We start from the raw sequence: 20,712 nt of genomic DNA, 5'->3' as shown, positions 1-20,712 counted from the left end.
GCTTTAATACATTCATGTCAGACTCGCCGCGCCGTTCCACCGCGCTGGCGTACGCCCTGTTGGCGCCCAGCCTGTTCGGCGTGATCGCCTTCCTGCTGCTGCCGATCCTGGTGGTGGTGTGGCTCAGTCTGTACCGGTGGGACCTGCTGGGGCCACTGCATTATGTGGGCTTCGCCAACTGGCGTTCGGTGCTGCACGACGGCGACTTCGCCGACTCGCTGGTGGTCACCGCCATCTTCGTGGCGATCGTGGTGCCGGCACAGACGGTGTTGGGGCTGATCGCCGCGATGATGCTGGCCCGGGAATTGCCCGGCACCGGGCTGTTCCGCACCCTGTATGTGCTGCCGTGGATCTGCGCGCCGTTGGCGATCGCGGTGATGTGGCGCTGGATCCTGGCACCGACCGACGGCGCGGTCAGCACCCTGCTGGGCCGGCGCATCGAATGGCTGACCAACCCCGACCTGGCGCTGCCGGTGGTGTCGGCGGTGGTTATCTGGACCAACGTCGGCTACGTCTCGTTGTCGTTCCTGGCCGGCCTGCTGGCGATCCCGGAGGACATTCACCGTGCGGCGCGCACCGACGGCGCCAACGCCTGGCAGCGGTTCTGGCGCATCACGCTGCCGATGCTGCGACCCACCACGTTCTTCGTGCTGGTGACCGGGATCGTCAGCACCGCACAGGTTTTCGACACCGTCTATGCGCTGACCGGCGGTGGGCCGGAAGGCAGCACCGACCTGGTCGCGCATCAGATCTACGCTGAGGCGTTCGGTGCGGCCGCGATCGGGCGGGCCGCGGTGATGGCGGTCGTGCTGTTCGTCATCCTGGTCGGCGTCACGTTCGTCCAGCACATGTATTTCCGCAAGCGGATCACCTATGAACTCACGTAACGCGCTGATCTACGTCGGCCTGATTTTCGGCGCGGTGATCACTTTGGCGCCGTTCGCCCTGGGCTTGTTGACGTCGTTCACCTCGGCACACCAGTTCGCGACGGGATCGCCGCTGCAGTGGCCGGAGCCGTTCACGTTGTCCAACTACACCGACCTGGTGGGCAGCGGGTTCGGCCGGGCAGCGGCAGTGACCGCGTTGATGACGGCGCTGATCCTGTTGGGACAGTTGAGTTTCTCGGTGCTGGCCGGCTATGCGTTCGCACGGTTGCACTTCCCCGGCCGCGACGGGTTGTTCTGGGTGTACGTCGCGACGCTGATGGTGCCGGGCACCGTGACGGTGGTGCCGCTGTATTTGATGATGGCCCAGCTCGGGTTGCGGAACACGTTCTGGGCGTTGGTGATTCCGTTCATGTTCGGCTCGCCGTATGCCATCTTCCTGCTGCGCGAGCACTTTCGGCTCATCCCCGACGATCTGATCAACGCCGCGTCGTTGGACGGTGCCAACACTCTGGACGTGCTGGTACACGTGATCCTGCCGTCTTCCAAGCCGGTGCTGGCCGCGTTGACGATGATCACCGTGGTCTCCCAGTGGAACAACTTCATGTGGCCGTTGGTGATCACCAGCGGGCGCAAGTGGCGGGTGCTGACGGTGGCCACCGCGGATCTGCAGTCCCGGTACAACTCGCAGTGGACGCTGGTGATGGCGGCGACGACGGTGGCGATCGTGCCGCTGATCGCGCTGTTCGTGGTATTCCAGCGTCACATCGTCTCGTCGATCCTGGTGTCGGGTCTGAAGTGAAGCGGCTGCGGTTCTCCACTCTGTTCGCCGGTTCGTTGCTGTTGGTGGTGGTGCTGCTGTTGACGACGGCGGTGATGATGGGGCGCTCGAGCGACGACGGCAAGATCGTGGTCACCGTGCGATTGTGGGCCGAGCCGATCGCGCGGGCGTATCGGGATTCGTTCGCCGCGTTCGGCCGGGCCCACCCCGACATCGAGGTGCGCCTGGACATGGTGGCGTTCTCCAACTACTTCGACACCCTGCGCACGGACGTGGCCGGCGGTAGTGCCGACGACATCTTCTGGATCTCCAATGCCTACCTCGACGCCTACGCCGACAGCGGTCGGTTGATCCGGATCGGCGAGCCTGCTGCGGACTGGGAACGCTCGGTGGTCACCCAGTTCACCCACAGCGGGTCGTTGTGGGCGGTGCCGCAGCTGACCGACGCGGGAATCGCGGTGTTCTACAACGCCGACCTGCTGGCCGCCGCCGGTGTCGATCCCGCAGAACTTTCCGACATGCGCTGGAGTCCCGGTAGTGACGACACGCTGCGGCCGCTACTGGCCCGGCTCACCATCGACGCCGACGGGCATCGCGCCGATGCACCGGATTTCGAGTTCCGCCGGGTCCGCCAGTGGGGGTACAACGCCGCCAACGACCCGCAGGGCATTTACCTCAACTACATCGGATCCAACGGCGGGGTGTTTCAGCGCGGCAACGAGTTCGCGTTCGACAATCCCGAAGCCTCGGCAGCATTCGGTTACCTCGTCGGCCTGATCAACCACGACCACGTCGCGCCACCGGCGTCGGACACCAACGACAACGGCGACTTCTCGCTCAACCAGTTCCTGGCCGGCAAGATGGCGCTGTTCCAGTCCGGCACCTACAGCCTGGCCGCGGTGTCCCGCGACGCCACCTTCCGGTGGGGTATCGCGCTGCTGCCGACCGGTCCGGGCGGCCGGGTGAGTGTCACCAATGGCATTGCCGCAGCCGGTAATTCGGCGTCCAAGCATCCCGATGCCGTACGTCAGGTGCTGGCCTGGATGGGTAGCGCCGAGGGGAATGCGTACCTGGGACGCGAGGGTGCGGCCATCCCGGCGGTGCTGTCGGCCCAGCCGGGCTACTTCGCCTACTGGAAAGCCAGGGGCGTGGACGTCGCGCCGTTCTTCACCGTGCTCGACGGGCCGCGCATCCCGGCTCCCGGCGGGGCCGGGTTCGCTGCCGGCAACGAGGCGCTCCAGCCGTACTTCGACGATATGTTCTTGGGCCGCGGCGATATCGCGACGACGTTGCAGCAGGCGCAGGTGGCGGCTAATGCCGCAGCCCGGCGTTAACTCCGCCGCACCTGACTGTGCGTCGACGCCAGGCACAAAGAGGCCAAGAACGGCGGGCTGGACCACATGCGCCTCATCCGTCACGAGCCCGGAATGGTTACTTGAAAGCCCGCCTCCGAGCGACTTTCTCACCGTGCGCGACTTTTGACCGAGCCGGCAGGGCAGCGTTGTAGAGGGTGCTAGCCGAGACGGATGCTGCAGAACATCGCTGCGGCAAGGAAAGTCGCGCGTAGGTGAGAAAGTCGCTACGAGCCGGGCAACGGAAACATCGGCCGCCGGACGGGGGACCGTCGTCAACCGACACCACACCCGGGCAGCGCCCCCGGCTCGTCACGCTGGCGTGACGCTCGACGCCCGCAGCCACGCTGGCGTGACGCTCGACGCAGCCAGCCCCCGCTCGCCACGCTGACGTAACGCTCGACGCCCGCAGCCACGCTGACGTGACGCTCGACGCAACGCCGCCCCCGGCTCGTCACGCTGGCGTGACGCTCGACGCCCGCAGCCACGCTGGCGTGACGCTCGACGCAGCAGCCCCCGGCTCGTCACGCTGACGTGACGCTCGACGCCCGCAGCCACGCTGGCGTGACGCTCGACGCAGCCAACGCCCGCAAAACGCAACAGAGCGGCCAGAAACGCTAACCCGGCAACACCAGCACCGGCACCGGGCTGTGCCGAATGATCTTGCCGCTGCGCGCCCCCAGGAACACCCGCCGGATGTCGCCGCGCGGCGAGGTGCCCATCACCAGGATCTCCCCGTCCACCCATACGGTGCTCGACAGTGCCTCCGCCCAACTGTGCGCGGTGACGACCTCGAAGTCGACGTCGTCGGGGACGGTCAGCTGAGACTGGATCTCGCGCGCCTGTGACGCCCACGCCTCCAGCACGGCGTCCTCGGCGTCCAACCCCACCTCCGGCGGATACATGGTCCGACCCCGCACCGCGAAGGTGATCACCCGCAGCGGCACCGAGAACCGCTCGGAGTACTCCACGCAGCGGCGCACCACCTCCGCCGACTGCGGGGTAGCCGAATACGCACAGGCAAGCCGCGTCAAACCCGCTGCATGAGAACGATATTCGGGCGGGCTGATCGCGACCGGCACCGGTGAGGAGTGCAGCAGCCAATCCGCGGTGGTGCCGACCACCACCAGTGCGCGCCCGCCGCTGGGCAGCGACCCCAGCACCAGCATCTCGGCGCCGACGTCCGCGACGACTTCCAGCAGTCCGCCCGACACCGACCGATGCGCCCGATGCAGGTAGCTGATATCGATCCCCTCGGCCAGCGGGAACAGAATCCGCTCGGCTTCCCGAGCCGAATTCTCGGCCAACGAATCCGCCCACTGCTCGTATTCAGCGTCCACCCGGGCCAGCGACGGCGTCAGCCACGGCCTGGGCACGATGGTGGCCACGGTCAGCGACGTCTGGAGCGTGCGAGCGGCGCCGGCGGCCAGGTTCAGCCCGGACAGGCCGACTTTGCCGGCCCGGTACCCCACGACGACGGTCACGGTGCGTCCTTGTTGAGCGCGCTGTGGTGCCGGCCCCAGGCCAGGTAGTAGACCAACGCCACCACAATCCAGCCGCAGAACGCCAGCCAGGTGTACCAGTGCAGGCTGAACAGGATGTAGCCGCAGGCCAGCACCGAAAGTGCCGGAGTCACGGGATAACCCGGCACCCGGAAGCCGCGGGGCAGGTCAGGATTTCGCACCCGCAGGATGATCACCCCGGTGGAGACCACGATGAACGCGGTCAACGTGCCGATGGACACCATGTCGGCCAGCTTGTCCAGCGGCACGAACGCCGCCAACGCCGACGCGACGATCGCCACGATCACGGTGTTGTTCACCGGCGTCATGGTGCGCGGATTCACCCTCGCGAACCGCGACGGCAGCAGCCCGTCGCGGCCCATCGCGAACAGGATCCGGGTCATCCCGTACAGGGTGACCAGCGTGACGGTGAAGATCGAGATCACCGCGCCACCGGCCAGCACTGTGCCGGCCCAGGTGCCCCGGGTGACGTTGTCGAGAATGGTTGCCAGCCCGGCGTTTTCCTGCGCCCCGAAGTTCTGCCACGGCTGGGTGCCCAACGCGGCCAGCGCGACCAGCACGTACACCCCGGTCACGATGAACAACGCCGACACCAACGCCCGCGGCATCGTCTTTTGCGGGTCCTTCACCTCATCGCCGGCGGTCGAGACCGCGTCCAGGCCGATGTAAGAGAAGAAGATGGTGCCCGCCGCCGAGCCGATGCCCGCCACCCCGAACGGGGCGAAGTCCTTGAGGTTTCCGTCGTCGAACCCGGTGAACGCGATGACCACGAACATGCCCAGCACGCCCAACTTGACCAACACCATCACCGTGTTGACTTTCGCGGATTCACTGGCGCCGCGGATCAACAGCAGGGCGCACATCACGATCAGAATGACCGCCGGCAGATTCACCCAACCGTGCGCGACGCCGTCCGGCGGCTTGTCCCACGGCGCCGCGGAAAGTGCATGCGGCAATTCGAATCCGAACAGGTTGTGCAGCAGCTTGTTCAAATACCCGCTCCACCCGACCGCCACCGCGGCGGTGGCCACCCCGTACTCCAGCAGCAGGCACGCCGCCACCACGATCGCGACCACCTCGCCCATGGTCGTGTACGCATACGAGTACGACGACCCCGAAACCGGTACCGCCGAAGCCAATTCGGCGTAACAGAAGGCGGCCAGCCCGGCTGCGACACCAGCTACCAGAAACGACACGATCACCCCGGGGCCGGCCTCGGGCACCGCCTGGGACAGCACGAAGAAGATCCCGGTCCCGATCGTCGATCCGACCCCGAACAGGGTCAGCTGGAAGGTGCCGAAACTTCGCTTCAGACCGGAGTCGGCGCCCACAGCGACTGGGGCACCACCCACCGGCCGGCGACGCAGCATCTGCTGTTTGAGGCCGATCGAAGTAACCGCCAACTCGTCAGGCCGCGGTGAGGATGGTCTGGATTGCGACGCCCGCGCCACCCACCACGACGGCGATCGCCAGCGTCACCCAGTCGGCCAGCTTGGGCCCCCGCGGATTGGCCGACAGCTGACCGGTGCCACCGCGGGCGGTGATCGCATCGCCCATCTCGTCGGCGCGCCGCAGCGTCACCGTGATGGCGGCGGCCAGCAGGTCGATCATCTCCAGCCGGCGCTGCTGACGTTTCTCCTTGCGGCTCTTCGGGGTCTGCTTGGGCCGCAATCGACGCGCGGCGTAGAGGACCTGGAATTCGTCGATCAGCATCGGGAAGGCGCGCAGCGCCAGCGCCAGCGCCACCGCCCACTCGTCGACCGGCAGCCGCAACAGCCGTAGCGGGCGGCCCAAAGTGGCTACCGCAGGACCGATTTCGGCCACATTGGTGGTGTAGGAGACCAGCCCACCGGTCGCCAGCAGTACCAGTGTCAGCGCGGTGATGCGCAGGAAGTTCAGCGTTCCGCCGAGTCCGAGTTCGACACCGGCGACCGGGATTTCCGGATCGCCGCCAGCCAGGGCGGCGGTAATACCGCCGATCGCCAACACAATCCACAACCAGCGGGGTATCGACGGCAGCGCCCCGCGGGGAATGCGGGCAATCCGGATCGCCGCCAGTACCAGCGCCGCCATGCACCCGATCGTCACCCAGCCGGGGTAGAACGCCAGCAACGCCGAAATCCCGAAGACCACCAGCAGCTTCGTTCCGGCCCACAGATCGTGGATGGGCGAGCCGCCCGGTATCGGCACCAGCAGCACGACCGGACGGCCGGGTTTGCGCTTCTCCCGCCCCGCCGGGGACGACGCCACCGTCACGACGCACCCCCTGCCGAACTGGACGCCGACGCCGATTCCAGCACGCCGTCCCGCAGATGCAGCGTCCGGGGACACAACGTCTCCATCCCGACAGCGTCGTGCGAAATGACCACCACGGTCAGCCCGGTATCGCGGCGCAGGTCTTCCAAGAGGCGCAGCAGGCCGGTCTGGCTGGCGATGTCCAAACCGGCCAGCGGCTCGTCGAGGATCAGCGCCTTCGGCGAGCACGCGAGCAACCCGGCCAGCACCACCCGGCGCATCTGGCCGCCGCTGAGCTGGTCGATGCTGCGCTTGGCCAGCGCCGGATCCAGCCCGACCACGCCGAGCGCGGCCACCACGCGGTCTTCGTCCTTGTGCGAAAAGCCGGCGGCAGAGGCGACTTCCAGGTCCACCCGGTTGCGCATCAACTGCAACCTGGCCGCCTGGAACGACAACGCGACCGCGCCGACCTGCTCGTGGGTGGGCCGCCCGTCCAGCAGGCAGGCGCCGCTGGTGGGGGTGGTCAACCCGGCCATGATCCACGCCAGCGTCGACTTCCCCGAGCCGTTGCCGCCGTGGATCAGCACGCCGTCGCCCTGCTCGACCACGAACGAAACATCGCGCAGCGCGGTCTTGGCCCACGGCGTGCCGACGCCGTACTCGTGCCCGACGTTGACGAGTTCCAGGGCTGGCGCATGGCGGGTGTCACCCACGTCCGGCGCCGGGGCCTCGGTCGCTTGGCCCATGCCGGTGTTGTCCGGCGAGTCGCTGAGTTTGATTGTGCGGTCGGCGGATTCGGCTTCGTTGCTGTAGTGCGTGATGTGCACCAGCGACATGCGGTGCCGTTTGGTCAGACCGGACAGCACGTTGAGCAGACCCTCGCGGCCCTGATGGTCGACCATCGTGGTGACCTCGTCGGCGATCAGCATCGCCGGCTCGCGGGCCAGTGCCGCCGCCAGCGCGAGGCGCTGCAGCTCACCGCCGGACAGGCTGCCGGTGTCCCGTTCAGCGAGGTCGTCCAGTCCCACTTCGCGGAGCAACTTCTCGACATCGATCTTGGTGCCCGGCGGCAGCCCCCACACCACGTCGTCGGCGACGCGGGTGCCCAGCACTTGGCTTTCCGGGTGCTGCAGCACGATCGCCGTCCCACCCAACTTGCCCAGACCCACCGCGCCGGGCCGGTGCACAGTGCCCGACGTGGGCTCCCGGCCGGCCAGGATCAGCATCAGCGTGGTCTTTCCGGAACCGTTGGCCCCGGTGATGGCGACGTGTTCGCCTTCGCGGAGTTCCATGCTGATCTCGGGCAGCGCGTCCTGGTCGGCACCGGGATAGCGGTAGCGCACCTTGTCCAAGCGCACCGGGACCGGCCCGACGGCGGCATCCTGCGCGTCGCCGACGGCCGCGTCGAGCTTGTGCACGTCGGGCACGCCGCGCATGCGTTCCAGCAGCCGCGACAGCGCCCACCAGCCGATCAGCGACATGAACACGATCCCGATCGTCACGATGCCGAGCAGCACCAGCTGCCAGTAATGCAACGAGAAGGCGTAGGCAGATTTCAGCCAGGCACCGAGGCGCTCACCGTGCACGCCGTTCAGGAAGGACGCGAGACCGTCCACATTGGCGGTGATGGCGTCGCGCATCAGGTGCCGCAGCCGGGTCAGGATCATCAGCAGCCCGACGTTGCCGGCCGCGAAGATCACCCCGGCGATCAGCGAGGCCACGACCACCGTCGGCGTGCCCCGGTTCCGGCGTTTGATCACCCCGGTGAGCCCGCCGATGTACGCACTCTGCACCACCGCGCCCAGCCCACCGCCGCCGGCGATCAGGAAAGCGATGATGGACGCGGCGACCGTCGCGGTGAGCAACACCCGCAATCGGTACCGGTAGGCCAGAAGGCCGGTGGGCACAGTGCCCAACAGCGCCAGACCCGCGGCAAACGGCACGGCGACGGAAATGATCGCGGTCACCGCACATAACGCCGCCATCACCGCGGCCTGCGCCAATTCAGGGGGGCGCAGGGGTCCGCGCCGATGGCGCGAAGGTGATGGGCCGGGCGGTGTCACTCGACCGATTCTGCCAGGCACAGGCCCTGCACCGGCGCAGCACGTAGGACTAACCGCGATTGGTGGCGCATAGCAAAGCTATGCAACGATGAGTTCATGAGTTCGTCCGCCACGGCAAATGACGCTGAGGTCCCGCACGGCCTGGGAGCGGATCTGCTGGCCGTGGTCGCACGGCTGAATCGGCTGGCAACTCAGCGCATCCAGATGCCGCTGCCGGCGGCGCAGGCCCGGCTGCTGGCCACCATCGATGCCGAGGGCGAAGCTCGCATCGGCGACCTGGCCGCCGTCGACCACTGTTCGCAGCCCACGATGACCACCCAGGTGCGCCGGCTCGAAGAGGCCGGACTGGTCTCGCGCACCGTCGACCCCGGCGATGCGCGGGCGGTCCGCATCCGAATCACGCCTGAGGGACTGCACATGCTCAACGCGGTGCGCCGCGACCGCGCCGCCGCCATCGAACCGCAACTGGCCCGCTTGCGGCCCGCCGAACGCCAGGTGCTGGTCGACGCCGTCGACGTGCTGCGGCGGGTGTTGCAGAACGCGGCGAGCGCGCCGGGACGCAACACGCTCTGAGCCCCGATTTTGCAGGTGGATGTACCGCCTCAGCGGGTAGACACTGGTTCCAGGGCGCGAATGGTGCGCCCTGGACCGCTCTTTAGAGAAGGGTGCCGGCCATACCTGATGCCTCCCCGTTGACCGTGTGGGTCGGATCGTTGCGGTATTTCTTCACGCCGGGCCGCGACGTGATCGTGGGCCACGGCGGGCATTGCGACATCCGGTTGGACCGCCCCGGCCTGGGCGGGGTCGAGGATGCGTCCCAACCGGTCCCCGACCTGGTGCTGCGGTTCGCCGGCACCCACTGGTTGGCCGTCGATCAGAGTCAGCACGGCCTGTTCGTGGACGGCACCCGGTTGTCGACAGTGGACATCCGGGATGGCCAGACGATCGCGCTCGGCGACGCGGAGCGCGGGCCGCGACTGACCTTCCAGGTCTCTGCCGCCGACGATCCGGCTGCGGCGGCGTCCGCGACCGACCCGCACGGGGTCGCGTTGCCACCCGAATCACGGCTGGACGGGGAGCCGGCCACTGCTCAGCTTCGCGCGCAGCCCGAGGCCGAACACGATCCGGAGACCACCCGCATCCCGGCGCAGCCGGTGGTGGACGAGCCGGAAACCACGCGGCTTCCGGCGCAGACGCCTCCCACCGGCGAGCCCGAGCCGACCACCGGCCGCATCCCGGTGCAGCCGCCGCCGGTCGCCGACGAGCCGGCTACCACCCGTATTCCGATGGCGCCGCTCGACTTCTCGGGCACCGAGCAATCCCCGATGGAACGGCCCACCCGGCCGTTCCGCTTCATCCGGGCCGAACCCGCCGTCGCGCCGAGTCCGCCACCCGTGACACCGCCCGTCCCGCCGGCGCCTGGACCCGTCGACCTCGACAAGCAGCCCGAGGGGCCGGGCCTGATCAGCCGGATGAGCGAGGCGACGCGCAAACTGCTCCCTGCCCAGGACGAGCCTGCACCCGGCGAATTCACCCGACAAACCGGCCGGTTGCCGCTGCTGCAATCCGGCGCGCGGACCGTCGGGGTGACCGCCCACCAGCTCGGACTGACGCTCGACGGCCACCCGGTGCTCGCCGACGTGTCGTTCACGACCCGTCCGGGCTCGCTGATCGCCGTCGTCGGCCCGTCGGCGGCCCGCAATTTCGCGCTGACCGCAGTGCTGGCCGGCACCCGCCCGCTGACCTCCGGTGTCCTGACGGTGGACGGCCGCGACGTGCACGGCGACCCGGCGGCGATGCGTACGCGGATCGGCGTGGTGCCCCGCGACAACCGGGTCCATCTCAACCTGACCGTGGAACGCGCCCTGGGCTACGCCGCCGAACTGCGGCTGCCGTCGAACACTTCGGTGGAAAACCGCACCCGGATCGTCGAGCAGGTTCTCGACGAGCTCGAGCTGACCCCGCACCGCAAAACCAAGGTGGCCAAGCTGCCCCCCGAGCTGCGCCGGTGCGCGTCGCTGGCGGTCGAACTGCTGGCCCGGCCGACGATGCTGGTGGTCGACGAGCCTGCCGCCGGGTTGGATCCGCAGCAGGAGCACCACCTGATGACGATGTTGCGCCGGCAGGCCGATCTGGGCTGTGTGGTCGTGATGGCGGTGACGTCGCCCGGCTCGCTGGGCTACCTCAGCCTGTGCGATCAAGTGCTGGTGCTGACTCCCGCCGGCCGGCTGGCCTTCGCCGGGCCACCCGCGCAGCTGGAATCGATGTTGGGCACCACCGACTGGTCCCAGATTTTCGCCCGCGTGGCCGCCGACCCCGACGGCGCCCACTACGCGTTCCAGCTCCGGCAGCAGGAGGTTGCTCCCCCGCCACCGTCGGTCGCCCATCCCGAACGCACCCCGCCCGCCCTCGGCTTCGGCCAGCAGGTCCGGCTGGTGGTCCGCCGCCAGGTCCGGATGGTGTCCGCCAACCCGGTGCAGGGGTTGTTCCTGCTGCTGCTGCCGGTCGCGTTGGGCTGTCTGACGCTGCTGATCCCCGGCAATTCCGGGCTGGGACGAGCGGGTTCGTCGTCGAGCAACACCCACGAAGCCGTCGAGATCCTGGCCGCGCTCAACTTCGGCGCGGTGCTGCTGGGCACCACCGCCACCATCAGCGCCCTGGTCAGCGAGCGGCGGGTGTTCCGGCGGGATCAGCAGGTCGGGTTGTCGGCGTCGGCGTACCTACTGGGCAAGATCGTCGTGTTCGGCGTCGTCGCCGCGGTGCAGGCGGCAATTCTGAGCGTCATCGTCCTGGCGGGCAAAGGCGGACCCAGGCACGGCGCCGTCCTGCTGGGCAGCGCGGATTTCGAGCTGTATGTCAGCGTGGCCGCGACGGCCGTCGTCTCGGCCATCGTCGGGCTGGCGCTGTCCTCGCTCGGCAGATCGGTCGGCGAGGCGGTGGCGCTGGCGGTGCCGGCGTTGCTGGCCTCGCTGTTGTTCGCCGGCGGTCTGATGTCGTTGGTGGGCACCTGGGTGTATGACCAGGTGTCCTGGTTCATCCCGGCGCAGTGGGGGTTTGCGGCCGCGGCGTCCACGGTCAACCTGCGCCGGGTCGACAAACTGGCCGCTCAGAACGCCATGTGGGCGCACTACTCCGGCTGGTGGGTGTTCGACATGCTGATGCTGGCGGTCCTGGGGTTGGCGTGGGCCGGACTGGTTCGATACCGGTTGCGCGTGCCTGCTACATCGCCAACAGCACGAACTGGGTGATCTGGGTGGCTGCGAAATTGTCGTCGCTGACCAGCACCACCGACTGACGCCGGTCGGGCAGTCTCGGTCCGAGAGTGATGCCTTCGACGTTGTCCAGCGGATGGACCGCGGACAGGTCGACTGCCAGCGACTTGGTCATCGGCGTCAGCGCGGCTTCCCGCATCGACGGCAGCGCCGAGATGTCGGTCGCCGCGCCGATTTCGGCGCGGTAGATGCGCACGACCGCAGGTATGGCGGTGGAGCGTTCCAGCACCAGGAACGTGGTGTCGGTCAGCGCCACGAGGTCAGAGACCGCGTTACGGTCGACGCCGCGCCCGGGTGGGTCCATGGGGTAGGCGTACTGAGCGGTGGGCGCGGCGGTGGCGACATCGAATCTGGTGATGCGAGTCAACACCTGGTGTTCCCCGTCGGCCACCGGCCCGTCCTGGTAGCCGGGGTCTTCCATCGCGGCGAACAGCGACGCACCGCTGGGCGTGAGAGTCAGCCCCTCCAGCGCGAGGTTGCGCCGCGGCCCGGTGCGTGCCGCGGACATCTTGAGGTTGGCGGGCAGGGTGAACTCCCCCTGATAGCCGCCGTCGAGTCCGGCGATGCGCACCCACGGATCGAGCAGCACCGGCTCCCGCTCGGTCAGTCGCTCCCCTTCGGAGCTCCAGTACAGTCGCTGCCAACCCGCGTCGAAAGCGATGCCCTCCGGGTCCGGCGGCACCACCGGCGGGTCCAACGGGCCGAACACCGCTCCGGACCGGTCCCGCAAAGGGCGCCCGCCGATGCAGGTGGCTTCGTCAATCCCGTTGTCTGACAACGACAACCGGAAGGTGTAGAACCGGGCCGGCGCTTTCCCGGAGCGGTCGTCGCTGATGACGTAGTAGATCTGACGCTGCGGGTCGTAGCTGATGCCCGACAGGCCGCCGACGACGGTGCCGTCGCACACCGCTCCGGAAGCGAGCTGCATCTGGCCGAGATAACTCAGCAGCGGCGCCGCGTGCGACGCAGGCGGCCCGGCAGCGCAGCCGGCCAGCCCCAGGGCCAGCAGCTGGGCCACCAACCGGTGCCGCATCAGACATAGCGCCTGACGCGAGTGCAGTACTCGTCGAATTCGCGGCCGTGCTGCTCGCGTAGGAACTTTTCTTCCCGCAACACCTGGCGGTGGAACAGCCAGGTTCCTGCGAACAGGTAGAACAGCGGAACCCAGTTGGGGAACACCAACAGCTGGCCCACCAAGAACAGGAAAAAGCCGACGTAGATCGGGTTGCGACTGACCGCGAAGACGCCGGAGGTGACCAGGCGGCCAGGTTTGTCGACGTCGATGCCCACCCGGAAGCTGCGGCCGAACGACACCAGGCTCCACACCAGCACGCCGATGGCGCACGCGCACAGGCCCACTCCGACCCAAGCGGCCACGCTGGACTGGAAAAACCGCTGATTACTGACCAGCGGCCAGCCGAACGCCGCCGCGAAGATCGTGTAGAAGTAGAACGACGCCACCGGCGGGATCGCGAAATCGCTGTTGTCCAGGTTCCCGAAATGCAGGGCCTGGGTGCCGGTTCGCTTGAGCACTATCAGTCGTCCGGCCACCGTGCCGAACAGCAGCACCACCATGAGTGCGGCCAGATACTGCGGCATCGCCGACCCCCTTTGTCGCCCAGCAAACCTAACGATTCCACGACACCGCAAGGCCGGGAAGTGCGACTTGTTCCGGCAGCGCGGACGACGGGCTACGGTCGTGGAATGGCGTCAGACAACAAGACCACAGCTGATCATCTCCGCGACGCGCTGGACGGGCGGTGGCGCGATGTGAAGAACGAGGTACGCGCCAAGCTGTCCCAGGAGGCGTTCCGTCCGCACTACACCCCCAACACCGTCATCGCCCGGGCCAAGGTGGCCGAGCAGATGCAGATGATGGCTGCCTCCGGCATCTCTGACGAAGGTTTCCGCAAAGAGCACGGCGGCACCGGCGACGTCGGGGCGGCGGTCACCATGATCGAGATGCTGGCCATGTCGGATCTGTCGCTGATGGTCAAAGCCGGGGTGCAGTGGGGGTTGTTCGGCGGGGCGGTGGAGAACCTCGGCACCGAGCGCCACGGGTCCTACATCAAGGACATCATCTCCCTGGACCTGCTCGGCTGTTTCGCGATGACCGAGACCGGACACGGCAGCGACGTGCAGTCGCTGGAGACGACGGCGACCTACGACGCCGACACCCAGGAGTTCGTCGTGCACTCCGAGACACCCTCGGCACGCAAGGACTACATCGGTGGTGCGGCCGAAACCGCCCGTATGGCAGCGGTGTTCGCGCAGTTGATCACCCATGAAGACGGTGAGCCGGTCAACCACGGGGTGCACTGCCTGCTGGTACCGATCCGCGACGAGGACGGCGACGACCTGCCGGGCGTGACCACCTCGGACTGCCAGTACAAGGGCGGGTTGCCCGGAGTGGACAACGGCCGCATCATGTTCGACCACGTCCGCGTTCCGCGGGAGAACCTGCTCAACAAGTACGGCGACGTCGCCGAGGACGGGACCTACAGCTCGCCGATCGACAACCCGAACCGCCGCTTCTTCACCATGATCGGCACCTTGATCCGGGGCCGGGTCACCGTAGGCGGCAGCGCGGGCAACGCCGCTCGCGTCGCATTGGACATCGCCACCCGATATGCGTTGCAGCGCAGGCAGTTCACTTCACCCGACGACGACGAGTCCGAAGTGCTGATCATGGACTACCTGGTGCACCAGCGCCGGCTTTTCCCGTTGATCGCGCGGTCCTACGCACTGCAGTTCGCGCAGAACGAGCTGGTCTCCAAGACCCACGACCTGCAGACCGCCGACGTGGTGGACGCCGACGAGCAACGTGAGCTGGAAGCCCGCGCGGCCGGCCTGAAAGCGGCCAACACCTGGCACGCGTCGCGGGCCATTCAGGAGGCCCGGGAGGCGTGTGGCGGTGCGGGATACATGGCCGAGAACCGGTTGATCGCGCTGCGCGGCGACACCGACGTGTTCACCACCTTCGAGGGCGACAACCACGTGCTGACCCAGCTGGTCGCCAAGGAGCTGCTGACCCAGTACGCCGACGACATCAAGAGCATGAGCCCGGTGGAATGGGTGCGGTTCGCGGCCAACACCGTCGGTGACCGGGTGATGAAACGCACTGCGGCCGAAGCGATTATGCAACGCATCGTCGACTCGCGGCAGGACAGCGAAGAGGAAGGCAGCCTGTTCAACCGCGGCACTCAGGTCAGCATGTTCGAGGACCGGGAGAACTATCTGCTGTCCTCGGTCGCCCGCCGGCTACAGGGCAAGTCCAAGGAGATGTCGGCCTTCGACGCCTTCAACGCGGTGCAGGATCACGTGCTGCATGCGGCCCAGGCGCACATCGACCGGGTGGTGCTGGAGGCGTTCGTCGCCGGCATCGACGCGTGCCCGGACAGCGAGACCCGCGAGCTGCTCGACGTGGTCTGCGACCTCTACGCGCTGTCGGTGATCGAAGAGGACAAGGCCTGGTTCATCGAGCACACGTACCTGTCGACCGAACGGGCCAAGGCCGTGACCCGCGGCATCAACGACCGGTGCCGGGTGCTGCGTCCGCACGCCCGGACGCTGGTCGACGGGTTCGGCATCCCTGAGCCGCTGCGCTACGCCGAGATGCTGCACCCGGAGAATCTGCCCGACTAGCTTCGGGGGATGGGCCCGAGCGCTTTGAGCTTGCCGTCGGGTCCGATCTGGAACTTCACCGTGCCGCGGCCGCTGGGGCAGCACTCCTCGTCGTTGCCCTTGCGCCACTGGTATTGCACGGTGACGGTGTCGTCGCTGGGCGCCAACACGGTGATGTAGGGCCGCGGATCGGGCGTGGGCGAGCCCAGCGGGATGTTGTGGTCGAAGAACAGCAGCTGCTGCGGGGTCGATTCGGAGGCGATGGTCGGGATGATCTGCACCCAGTGCAACCGGCACTTGCGGGTGCGGCCGCGGCCGATCTCCACCCATTTCGAGCCGGCCACCTCGACCGGAACCGCGGCGATGGCCTGCCGGATCGTGTCGGCGGTGGGGCCGTCGGATTCGTTGCAGCTGTCCGGTTTGGCGGCCGGTGGCGGCGACGGTTTGTCGTCGCAGCCGACAGCCAGCAGGCTCATCAACACGACGATCGCGCTCCAACGACGCACGTCGCGAGCCTAAACGACTCGTCCCGACCCGGCGTCGGCCTCCCCCGGGCGCTGATTCTGCGCTGATGGCGGGGTTCCCGCATTTTGTCGCCACCACCGCAGGGTGAACGCGCTCGTGGGTCACCGGCGCCGACCTTGCGATGACCTGTGAATGTACTCCCGGTTCCGTCAAAACCGCAGCTACAGGCCGAAATTCGGGATGCTCGACGCTAATCTGGGCGCAGGGCGCTGGTCGACACGTGAGCCCGAGGTTCCCCGCAGCGCACAGTGCGGTGCAGCGGGTTGCGAGATCTCCGTAAAGCGGCGGAAACCTCGGATGCGTCGAAGCGAAACATCGTCGTAGCACGATTTTGCACATATTCCGCTGCACCATCCGGGGAGGACGAGGGCACTATGCAGTCCGAGCAGGACACCGTGCACACCATGTGCGCGTACTGCGGTGTCGGCTGCGGACTCGTGTTGCAGATCACAACGGACCCCGAAAGCGGCCGTCGTCACATCGTGAAATCAGTTGGGCGTCAAGATCATCCGGCAAACTTCGGCCGGCTGTGCACCAAAGGCAAGACCACCGCTGACCTGATGACCGCGCCGGGTCGCACAGAGTGGGCGTATACCAGGACCGACCGGGGGCAACCACTGGAAGCAGTGGACACCGACACCGCGATCACCGCGGCCGCGCAGCGACTGCGCGCCGTCATCGACGAGCACGGCCCGGATGCCGTCGCGCTGTACGTGTCCGGCCAGCTGTCGCTGGAGGCGCAGTACCTGGCGAACAAGCTGACCAAGGGCTTCATCGGCACCAACCAGATCGAATCCAACTCGCGGCTGTGCATGGCCGGGGCCAGTTCGGGCTACAAGCTGTCGCTGGGCGCGGACGGACCGCCGGGCTCCTACCAGGATCTCGACCACGCCGACGTGTTCTTCGTCATCGGATCCAACATGGCCGACTGCCACCCGATCCTGTTCCTGCGCATGATGGATCGGGTCAAGGCGGGCGCCAAACTGATCGTCGTCGACCCCCGCCGCACCGCCACCGCCGCCAAGGCCGACCTGTTCCTGCAGATCGCGCCGGGCACAGATCTCGCGCTGCTCAACGGTTTACTGCAACTGATCGTCGAAAATGGGCACACCGACGACGATTTCATCGCTGAGTTCACCACCGGGTGGGAGGTGATGCCCGGCTTCCTGAAACAGTTCACCGTCGACGCGGTCAGCGAAACCACCGGCATCCCAGCCGAAGACATCCGCACGGCGGCCCGCTGGATCGGGGAAGCCGCCAACTGGGTCACCTGTTGGACGATGGGCGTCAACCAGAGCACCCACGGCACCTGGAACACCAACGCGATCTGCAATCTGCACCTAGCCACCGGCGCGATCTGCAAGACCGGCAGTGGCCCATTCTCCCTGACCGGGCAGCCCAACGCCATGGGCGGACGCGAAATGGGTTATATGGGACCAGGATTGCCCGGGCAGCGGTCGGTGACCTGCGCCGAGGACCGAGAGTTCACCGAGGATCTGTGGGGCATCCCGCACGGCTCGCTGCGTACCGATGTCAGCGACGGGGTGATCGACATGTTCTCCCGGATGGCCGACGGTCAGATCAAGGCCTGCTGGATCATCTGCACCAATCCCGTTGCCACCGTGGCCAATCGAAAGACCGTGCTGGCCGGTCTGGAGAAAGCCGAATTGGTGATCACCCAGGACGCATTCCTGGAGACCGAGACCAACGAGTACGCCGACATCGTGCTGCCGGCCACGTTGTGGACCGAGTCCGACGGGGTGATGGTCAACTCCGAGCGCAACCTGACCTTGTTCGAGGCGGCCGTGCAACCGCCGGGCCAGGCACTGCCGGATTGGCAGCTGATCGCCCGAATCGCCGGTGCGATGGGCTTTGCCGACTCCTTCACCTACGCCTCGGCCGAAGATGTTTTCGAGGAGATCAAGCAGTTCTGGAATCCCAGGACCGGCTACGACCTTCGCGGTGTCAGCTACCAGCGACTGCGGACCACCCCGGTGCAGTGGCCATGCCCACCCGGGAGCACCGCGGACCGCAATCCGATCCGCTACCTCAACGACGGCGTCAGCCAAGACCGCCGCGTCCTTGACGACGGTCACCAGCCCCGGCTGACCTTCCCGACTGCGGACGGCCGGGCGGTGTTCTTCGCCCGCCCGCACCTGCTGCCTGAAGAAATGCCCGACGCCGATTATCCGCTGCTGCTCAACACCGGCCGCCTGGCGCACCAGTGGCACACGATGACCAAGACCGGCAAGGTCGCAAAGCTGAACAAGCTGAACCCCGGCCCCTTCGTCGAACTTCACCCCGACGACGCCGACCGGTTGCAGATCTGCGACGGCGACCGCGTCGAGGTGGCGTCGCGCCGGGGCCGCGCCGTACTGCCCGCCGTGGTCACCGACCGCGTACTGCCCGGCAACTGCTTCGCGCCGTTCCACTGGAACGACGTGTTCGGCGAGTACCTCTCGATCAACGCGGTCACCAACGACGCCGTCGACCCGGTATCGCGCCAACCGGAGTACAAGGCCTGCGCGGTAAACCTGACCAAGGTGGCCGCCGTGCAGGGCGACCCGGTCGACGAGCTCTACCGCGTCCCGCGTAGCGGTCTGGCCCAGATCGACGCCATCGCCGAGTTCCTCGGCGTGGCGGCCGAGGCGATACCCGAGTTCGACGCGCATGGTCGCGCCTACCTCGCCGGGCTGCTGACCGGGCTGGGCACGAAAGGCACTCCGACAGTTCAACCGCCCACGCTGCCCGACAGCGCACCGTTCGACGACCGTGCCCGGATGTGGGTGAACGGCGTGCTGGCGGGCATGTGGTCGCCGCAGTCACCGTCGGCCGGGTCCCGGACCGTGCTGCTGTGGGCTTCGCAGACCGGCAACGCCGAGGAACTCGCTGCCGACATCGCCGGGCGGTTGCGTGCCGCTGGGATGTCGATTGAGCTGCGCGGCATGGATGACTTCCCCACCGGGGACCTGGCGTCCACCCCTGAACTGCTGGTGATCACCAGCACGACTGGTGACGGCGACCCGCCGGACAACGGCGCGGAGTTCTGGCAGGCGCTGACCGCACCGGACGCCCCCCGCCTGCCCGACACCCGATACGCCGTGCTGGCGCTCGGTGATTCCAACTACGACGACTTCTGCGGGCACGGTCGCAAACTCGACGCCCGACTCGCCGAACTGGGCGCGACCCGCATCATCGACCGCGTCGATTGCGAACCCGACTACGAGGACGCCGCCGCGCGCTGGGCGACCGACATCCTGGGGTCCTTCGCCCGCACACCGACCGTTGCGGTGCGAGCCGCCACGAAGTACTCCAAGAAGCAGCCGTTGGTTACCGATCTCATCCGCAACACCACGCTGAGTCGGCCGGAGTCGGCAAAAGACGTGCGCCAGTTGGTTTTTCACGTCCCCGAGGGAACGGTGTGCTACGAGGCGGGTGATGCGCTGGGTGTGTGGCCGCACAACAGCGACGCATTCGTCGACGAATGGCTGACCGTCACCGGCCTCGACGGACACACTGAAGTGCAGGTCGCCCAACACGGTTCGATGTCGTTGCGTGCCGCCCTGACCGACCGGTTCGAGATCGCCCACATCAGCCCGGACCTGCTGCGCTTCGTGTGCGAGCGCACCGCGGATTCGGGTGCGACCATGCAGCTCGCCGCGTTGATGAAGCCGGAAAACAAAGGCGCACTGGCAGATTGGTCCTGGGGACGCCAGTCGGTCGATCTGCTCGCCTGGGCGCCCGTCACCGCCTCCGCCGAGGAATGGCTCGACATCCTCAAGCCCCTGCAGCCGCGGCTGTATTCGATCTCGTCCAGTCCCAAAGAGCATCCGGGCGAGGTGCACCTGACGGTGGCGCCGGTGCGCTACAACTTTGCGGGCGTGCCGCGGCGCGGAGTGTGCTCGACGTATCTGGCCGACCGCTCCCCCAGTGACCGGATCGCGGTGTATGTGCGGACATCGAAGAACTTCCGGCCGCCGAGCGACCCGCAGACCCCGATGATCATGGTGGGCCCCGGCACCGGGATCGCTCCGTTTCGCGGATTTCTGCAGGAACGGCGCGCGCTCGGCCACAGCGGTCCTAACTGGCTGTTCTTCGGTGAGCAGCATGCCGCCACTGATTTCTACTACCGCGACGAGATCCAGGCGATGCATGCCGACGGTTTGCTCACCGAGCTGGACCTGGCGTTTTCCCGCGACCAGCGCGAGAAGGTGTACGTCCAGCACCTGATGCGCAAGCGGGGTGCGCAACTGTGGCGATGGTTGCAGGACGGGGCCCAGCTGTACGTCTGCGGCAGCGCCGATCCGATGGCGAAAGACGTGGACCAGGCCATCTGCGACATCGCTGCCGAGCACGGCAACCTCTGTATCGAAGACGCCCGGGCCTTCGTCGGTTCGCTGCGAACTGACAGGCGCTACCACCGCGACGTGTACTGACACGCGATTCTGGGTAA

Annotated in this window: 14 protein-coding genes; 7 read left to right on the top strand and 7 right to left on the bottom strand. The window is 67.5% G+C overall.

Going from position 1 to position 20,712, the window contains the following annotated elements; all coding sequences use genetic code 11:
• Nucleotides 1–14 precede the first annotated feature (14 nt).
• From AC5Y6Y_RS00290 to AC5Y6Y_RS00280, 3 genes are read left to right on the top strand one after another with little or no spacing between them, the layout of a single operon-like run.
• Nucleotides 15–887 carry a carbohydrate ABC transporter permease gene (locus tag AC5Y6Y_RS00290; protein ID WP_463824720.1) on the top strand — a complete coding sequence of 291 codons (873 nt, stop codon included), beginning with the start codon at nucleotides 15–17 and terminating at the stop codon, nucleotides 885–887.
• On the top strand, nucleotides 874–1,686 hold the full coding sequence (locus AC5Y6Y_RS00285) for a carbohydrate ABC transporter permease (protein WP_499922708.1): 813 nt from the start codon (nucleotides 874–876) through the stop codon (nucleotides 1,684–1,686). The genes AC5Y6Y_RS00290 and AC5Y6Y_RS00285 overlap by 14 nt, the downstream gene beginning before the upstream one ends.
• Complete coding sequence (locus AC5Y6Y_RS00280) at nucleotides 1,683–2,999, top strand: extracellular solute-binding protein (protein WP_499928843.1); 1,317 nt, start codon at nucleotides 1,683–1,685, stop codon at nucleotides 2,997–2,999. The genes AC5Y6Y_RS00285 and AC5Y6Y_RS00280 overlap by 4 nt, the downstream gene beginning before the upstream one ends.
• 635 nt (nucleotides 3,000–3,634) lie before the next feature.
• On the opposite strand, the gene AC5Y6Y_RS00275 is transcribed toward AC5Y6Y_RS00280, so the two are convergent.
• From AC5Y6Y_RS00275 to AC5Y6Y_RS00260, 4 genes are read right to left on the bottom strand one after another with little or no spacing between them, the layout of a single operon-like run.
• On the bottom strand, nucleotides 3,635–4,501 hold the full coding sequence (locus AC5Y6Y_RS00275) for a universal stress protein (protein ID WP_499928841.1): 867 nt from the start codon (nucleotides 4,499–4,501) through the stop codon (nucleotides 3,635–3,637).
• The gene (locus AC5Y6Y_RS00270; protein ID WP_499929314.1) at nucleotides 4,498–5,910 is read right to left on the bottom strand and encodes an amino acid permease; all 1,413 of its coding nucleotides are present in this window, start codon (nucleotides 5,908–5,910) and stop codon (nucleotides 4,498–4,500) included. The genes AC5Y6Y_RS00275 and AC5Y6Y_RS00270 overlap by 4 nt, the downstream gene beginning before the upstream one ends.
• 37 nt (nucleotides 5,911–5,947) lie before the next feature.
• The gene (locus AC5Y6Y_RS00265; RefSeq protein ID WP_463824725.1) at nucleotides 5,948–6,796 is read right to left on the bottom strand and encodes a CbiQ family ECF transporter T component; all 849 of its coding nucleotides are present in this window, start codon (nucleotides 6,794–6,796) and stop codon (nucleotides 5,948–5,950) included.
• Complete coding sequence (locus tag AC5Y6Y_RS00260; RefSeq protein WP_463824726.1) at nucleotides 6,793–8,838, bottom strand: ATP-binding cassette domain-containing protein; 2,046 nt, start codon at nucleotides 8,836–8,838, stop codon at nucleotides 6,793–6,795. The genes AC5Y6Y_RS00265 and AC5Y6Y_RS00260 overlap by 4 nt, the downstream gene beginning before the upstream one ends.
• Nucleotides 8,839–8,934: 96 nt before the next feature.
• Between AC5Y6Y_RS00260 and AC5Y6Y_RS00255 the strand changes: the two genes are divergently transcribed.
• Both AC5Y6Y_RS00255 and AC5Y6Y_RS00250 read left to right on the top strand, forming a co-directional pair.
• Nucleotides 8,935–9,411, top strand: a complete 477-nt coding sequence (locus AC5Y6Y_RS00255; RefSeq protein ID WP_463824727.1) for a MarR family winged helix-turn-helix transcriptional regulator — start codon at nucleotides 8,935–8,937, stop codon at nucleotides 9,409–9,411.
• Nucleotides 9,412–9,536: 125 nt separating this feature from the next.
• A complete protein-coding gene (locus AC5Y6Y_RS00250) occupies nucleotides 9,537–12,086 on the top strand; it encodes an ABC transporter permease (RefSeq protein WP_499929312.1) in 2,550 nt (849 codons plus the stop codon).
• On the opposite strand, the gene AC5Y6Y_RS00245 is transcribed toward AC5Y6Y_RS00250, so the two are convergent.
• Together AC5Y6Y_RS00245 and AC5Y6Y_RS00240 are read right to left on the bottom strand one after the other, a co-directional pair.
• Nucleotides 12,058–13,143, bottom strand: coding sequence for an esterase-like activity of phytase family protein (locus AC5Y6Y_RS00245; protein ID WP_499928839.1), 1,086 nt, complete (start codon nucleotides 13,141–13,143; stop codon nucleotides 12,058–12,060). The two genes, AC5Y6Y_RS00250 and AC5Y6Y_RS00245, sit on opposite strands and share 29 nt — an antisense overlap.
• On the bottom strand, nucleotides 13,143–13,709 hold the full coding sequence (locus AC5Y6Y_RS00240) for a methyltransferase family protein (RefSeq protein ID WP_463824729.1): 567 nt from the start codon (nucleotides 13,707–13,709) through the stop codon (nucleotides 13,143–13,145). Before AC5Y6Y_RS00240 ends, AC5Y6Y_RS00245 begins: the two co-directional genes overlap by 1 nt.
• 105 nt (nucleotides 13,710–13,814) lie before the next feature.
• On the opposite strand from AC5Y6Y_RS00240, the gene AC5Y6Y_RS00235 reads away from it, so the two are divergent.
• Nucleotides 13,815–15,755, top strand: a complete 1,941-nt coding sequence (locus tag AC5Y6Y_RS00235; RefSeq protein WP_499928837.1) for an acyl-CoA dehydrogenase family protein — start codon at nucleotides 13,815–13,817, stop codon at nucleotides 15,753–15,755.
• Here AC5Y6Y_RS00235 and AC5Y6Y_RS00230 read toward each other — a convergent pair.
• On the bottom strand, nucleotides 15,752–16,210 hold the full coding sequence (locus tag AC5Y6Y_RS00230) for an LppP/LprE family lipoprotein (protein WP_499929310.1): 459 nt from the start codon (nucleotides 16,208–16,210) through the stop codon (nucleotides 15,752–15,754). The two genes, AC5Y6Y_RS00235 and AC5Y6Y_RS00230, sit on opposite strands and share 4 nt — an antisense overlap.
• 423 nt (nucleotides 16,211–16,633) lie before the next feature.
• Here AC5Y6Y_RS00230 and AC5Y6Y_RS00225 point away from each other — a divergent pair, with 423 nt between their 5' ends.
• Nucleotides 16,634–20,695, top strand: a complete 4,062-nt coding sequence (locus AC5Y6Y_RS00225) for a bifunctional nitrate reductase/sulfite reductase flavoprotein subunit alpha (RefSeq protein ID WP_499928835.1) — start codon at nucleotides 16,634–16,636, stop codon at nucleotides 20,693–20,695.
• Nucleotides 20,696–20,712 lie beyond the last annotated feature (17 nt).

It is taken from the genome of Mycobacterium sp. NGS24, from assembly GCF_059813065.1.
This window is presented reverse-complemented; position numbering and strand designations above follow the sequence as displayed.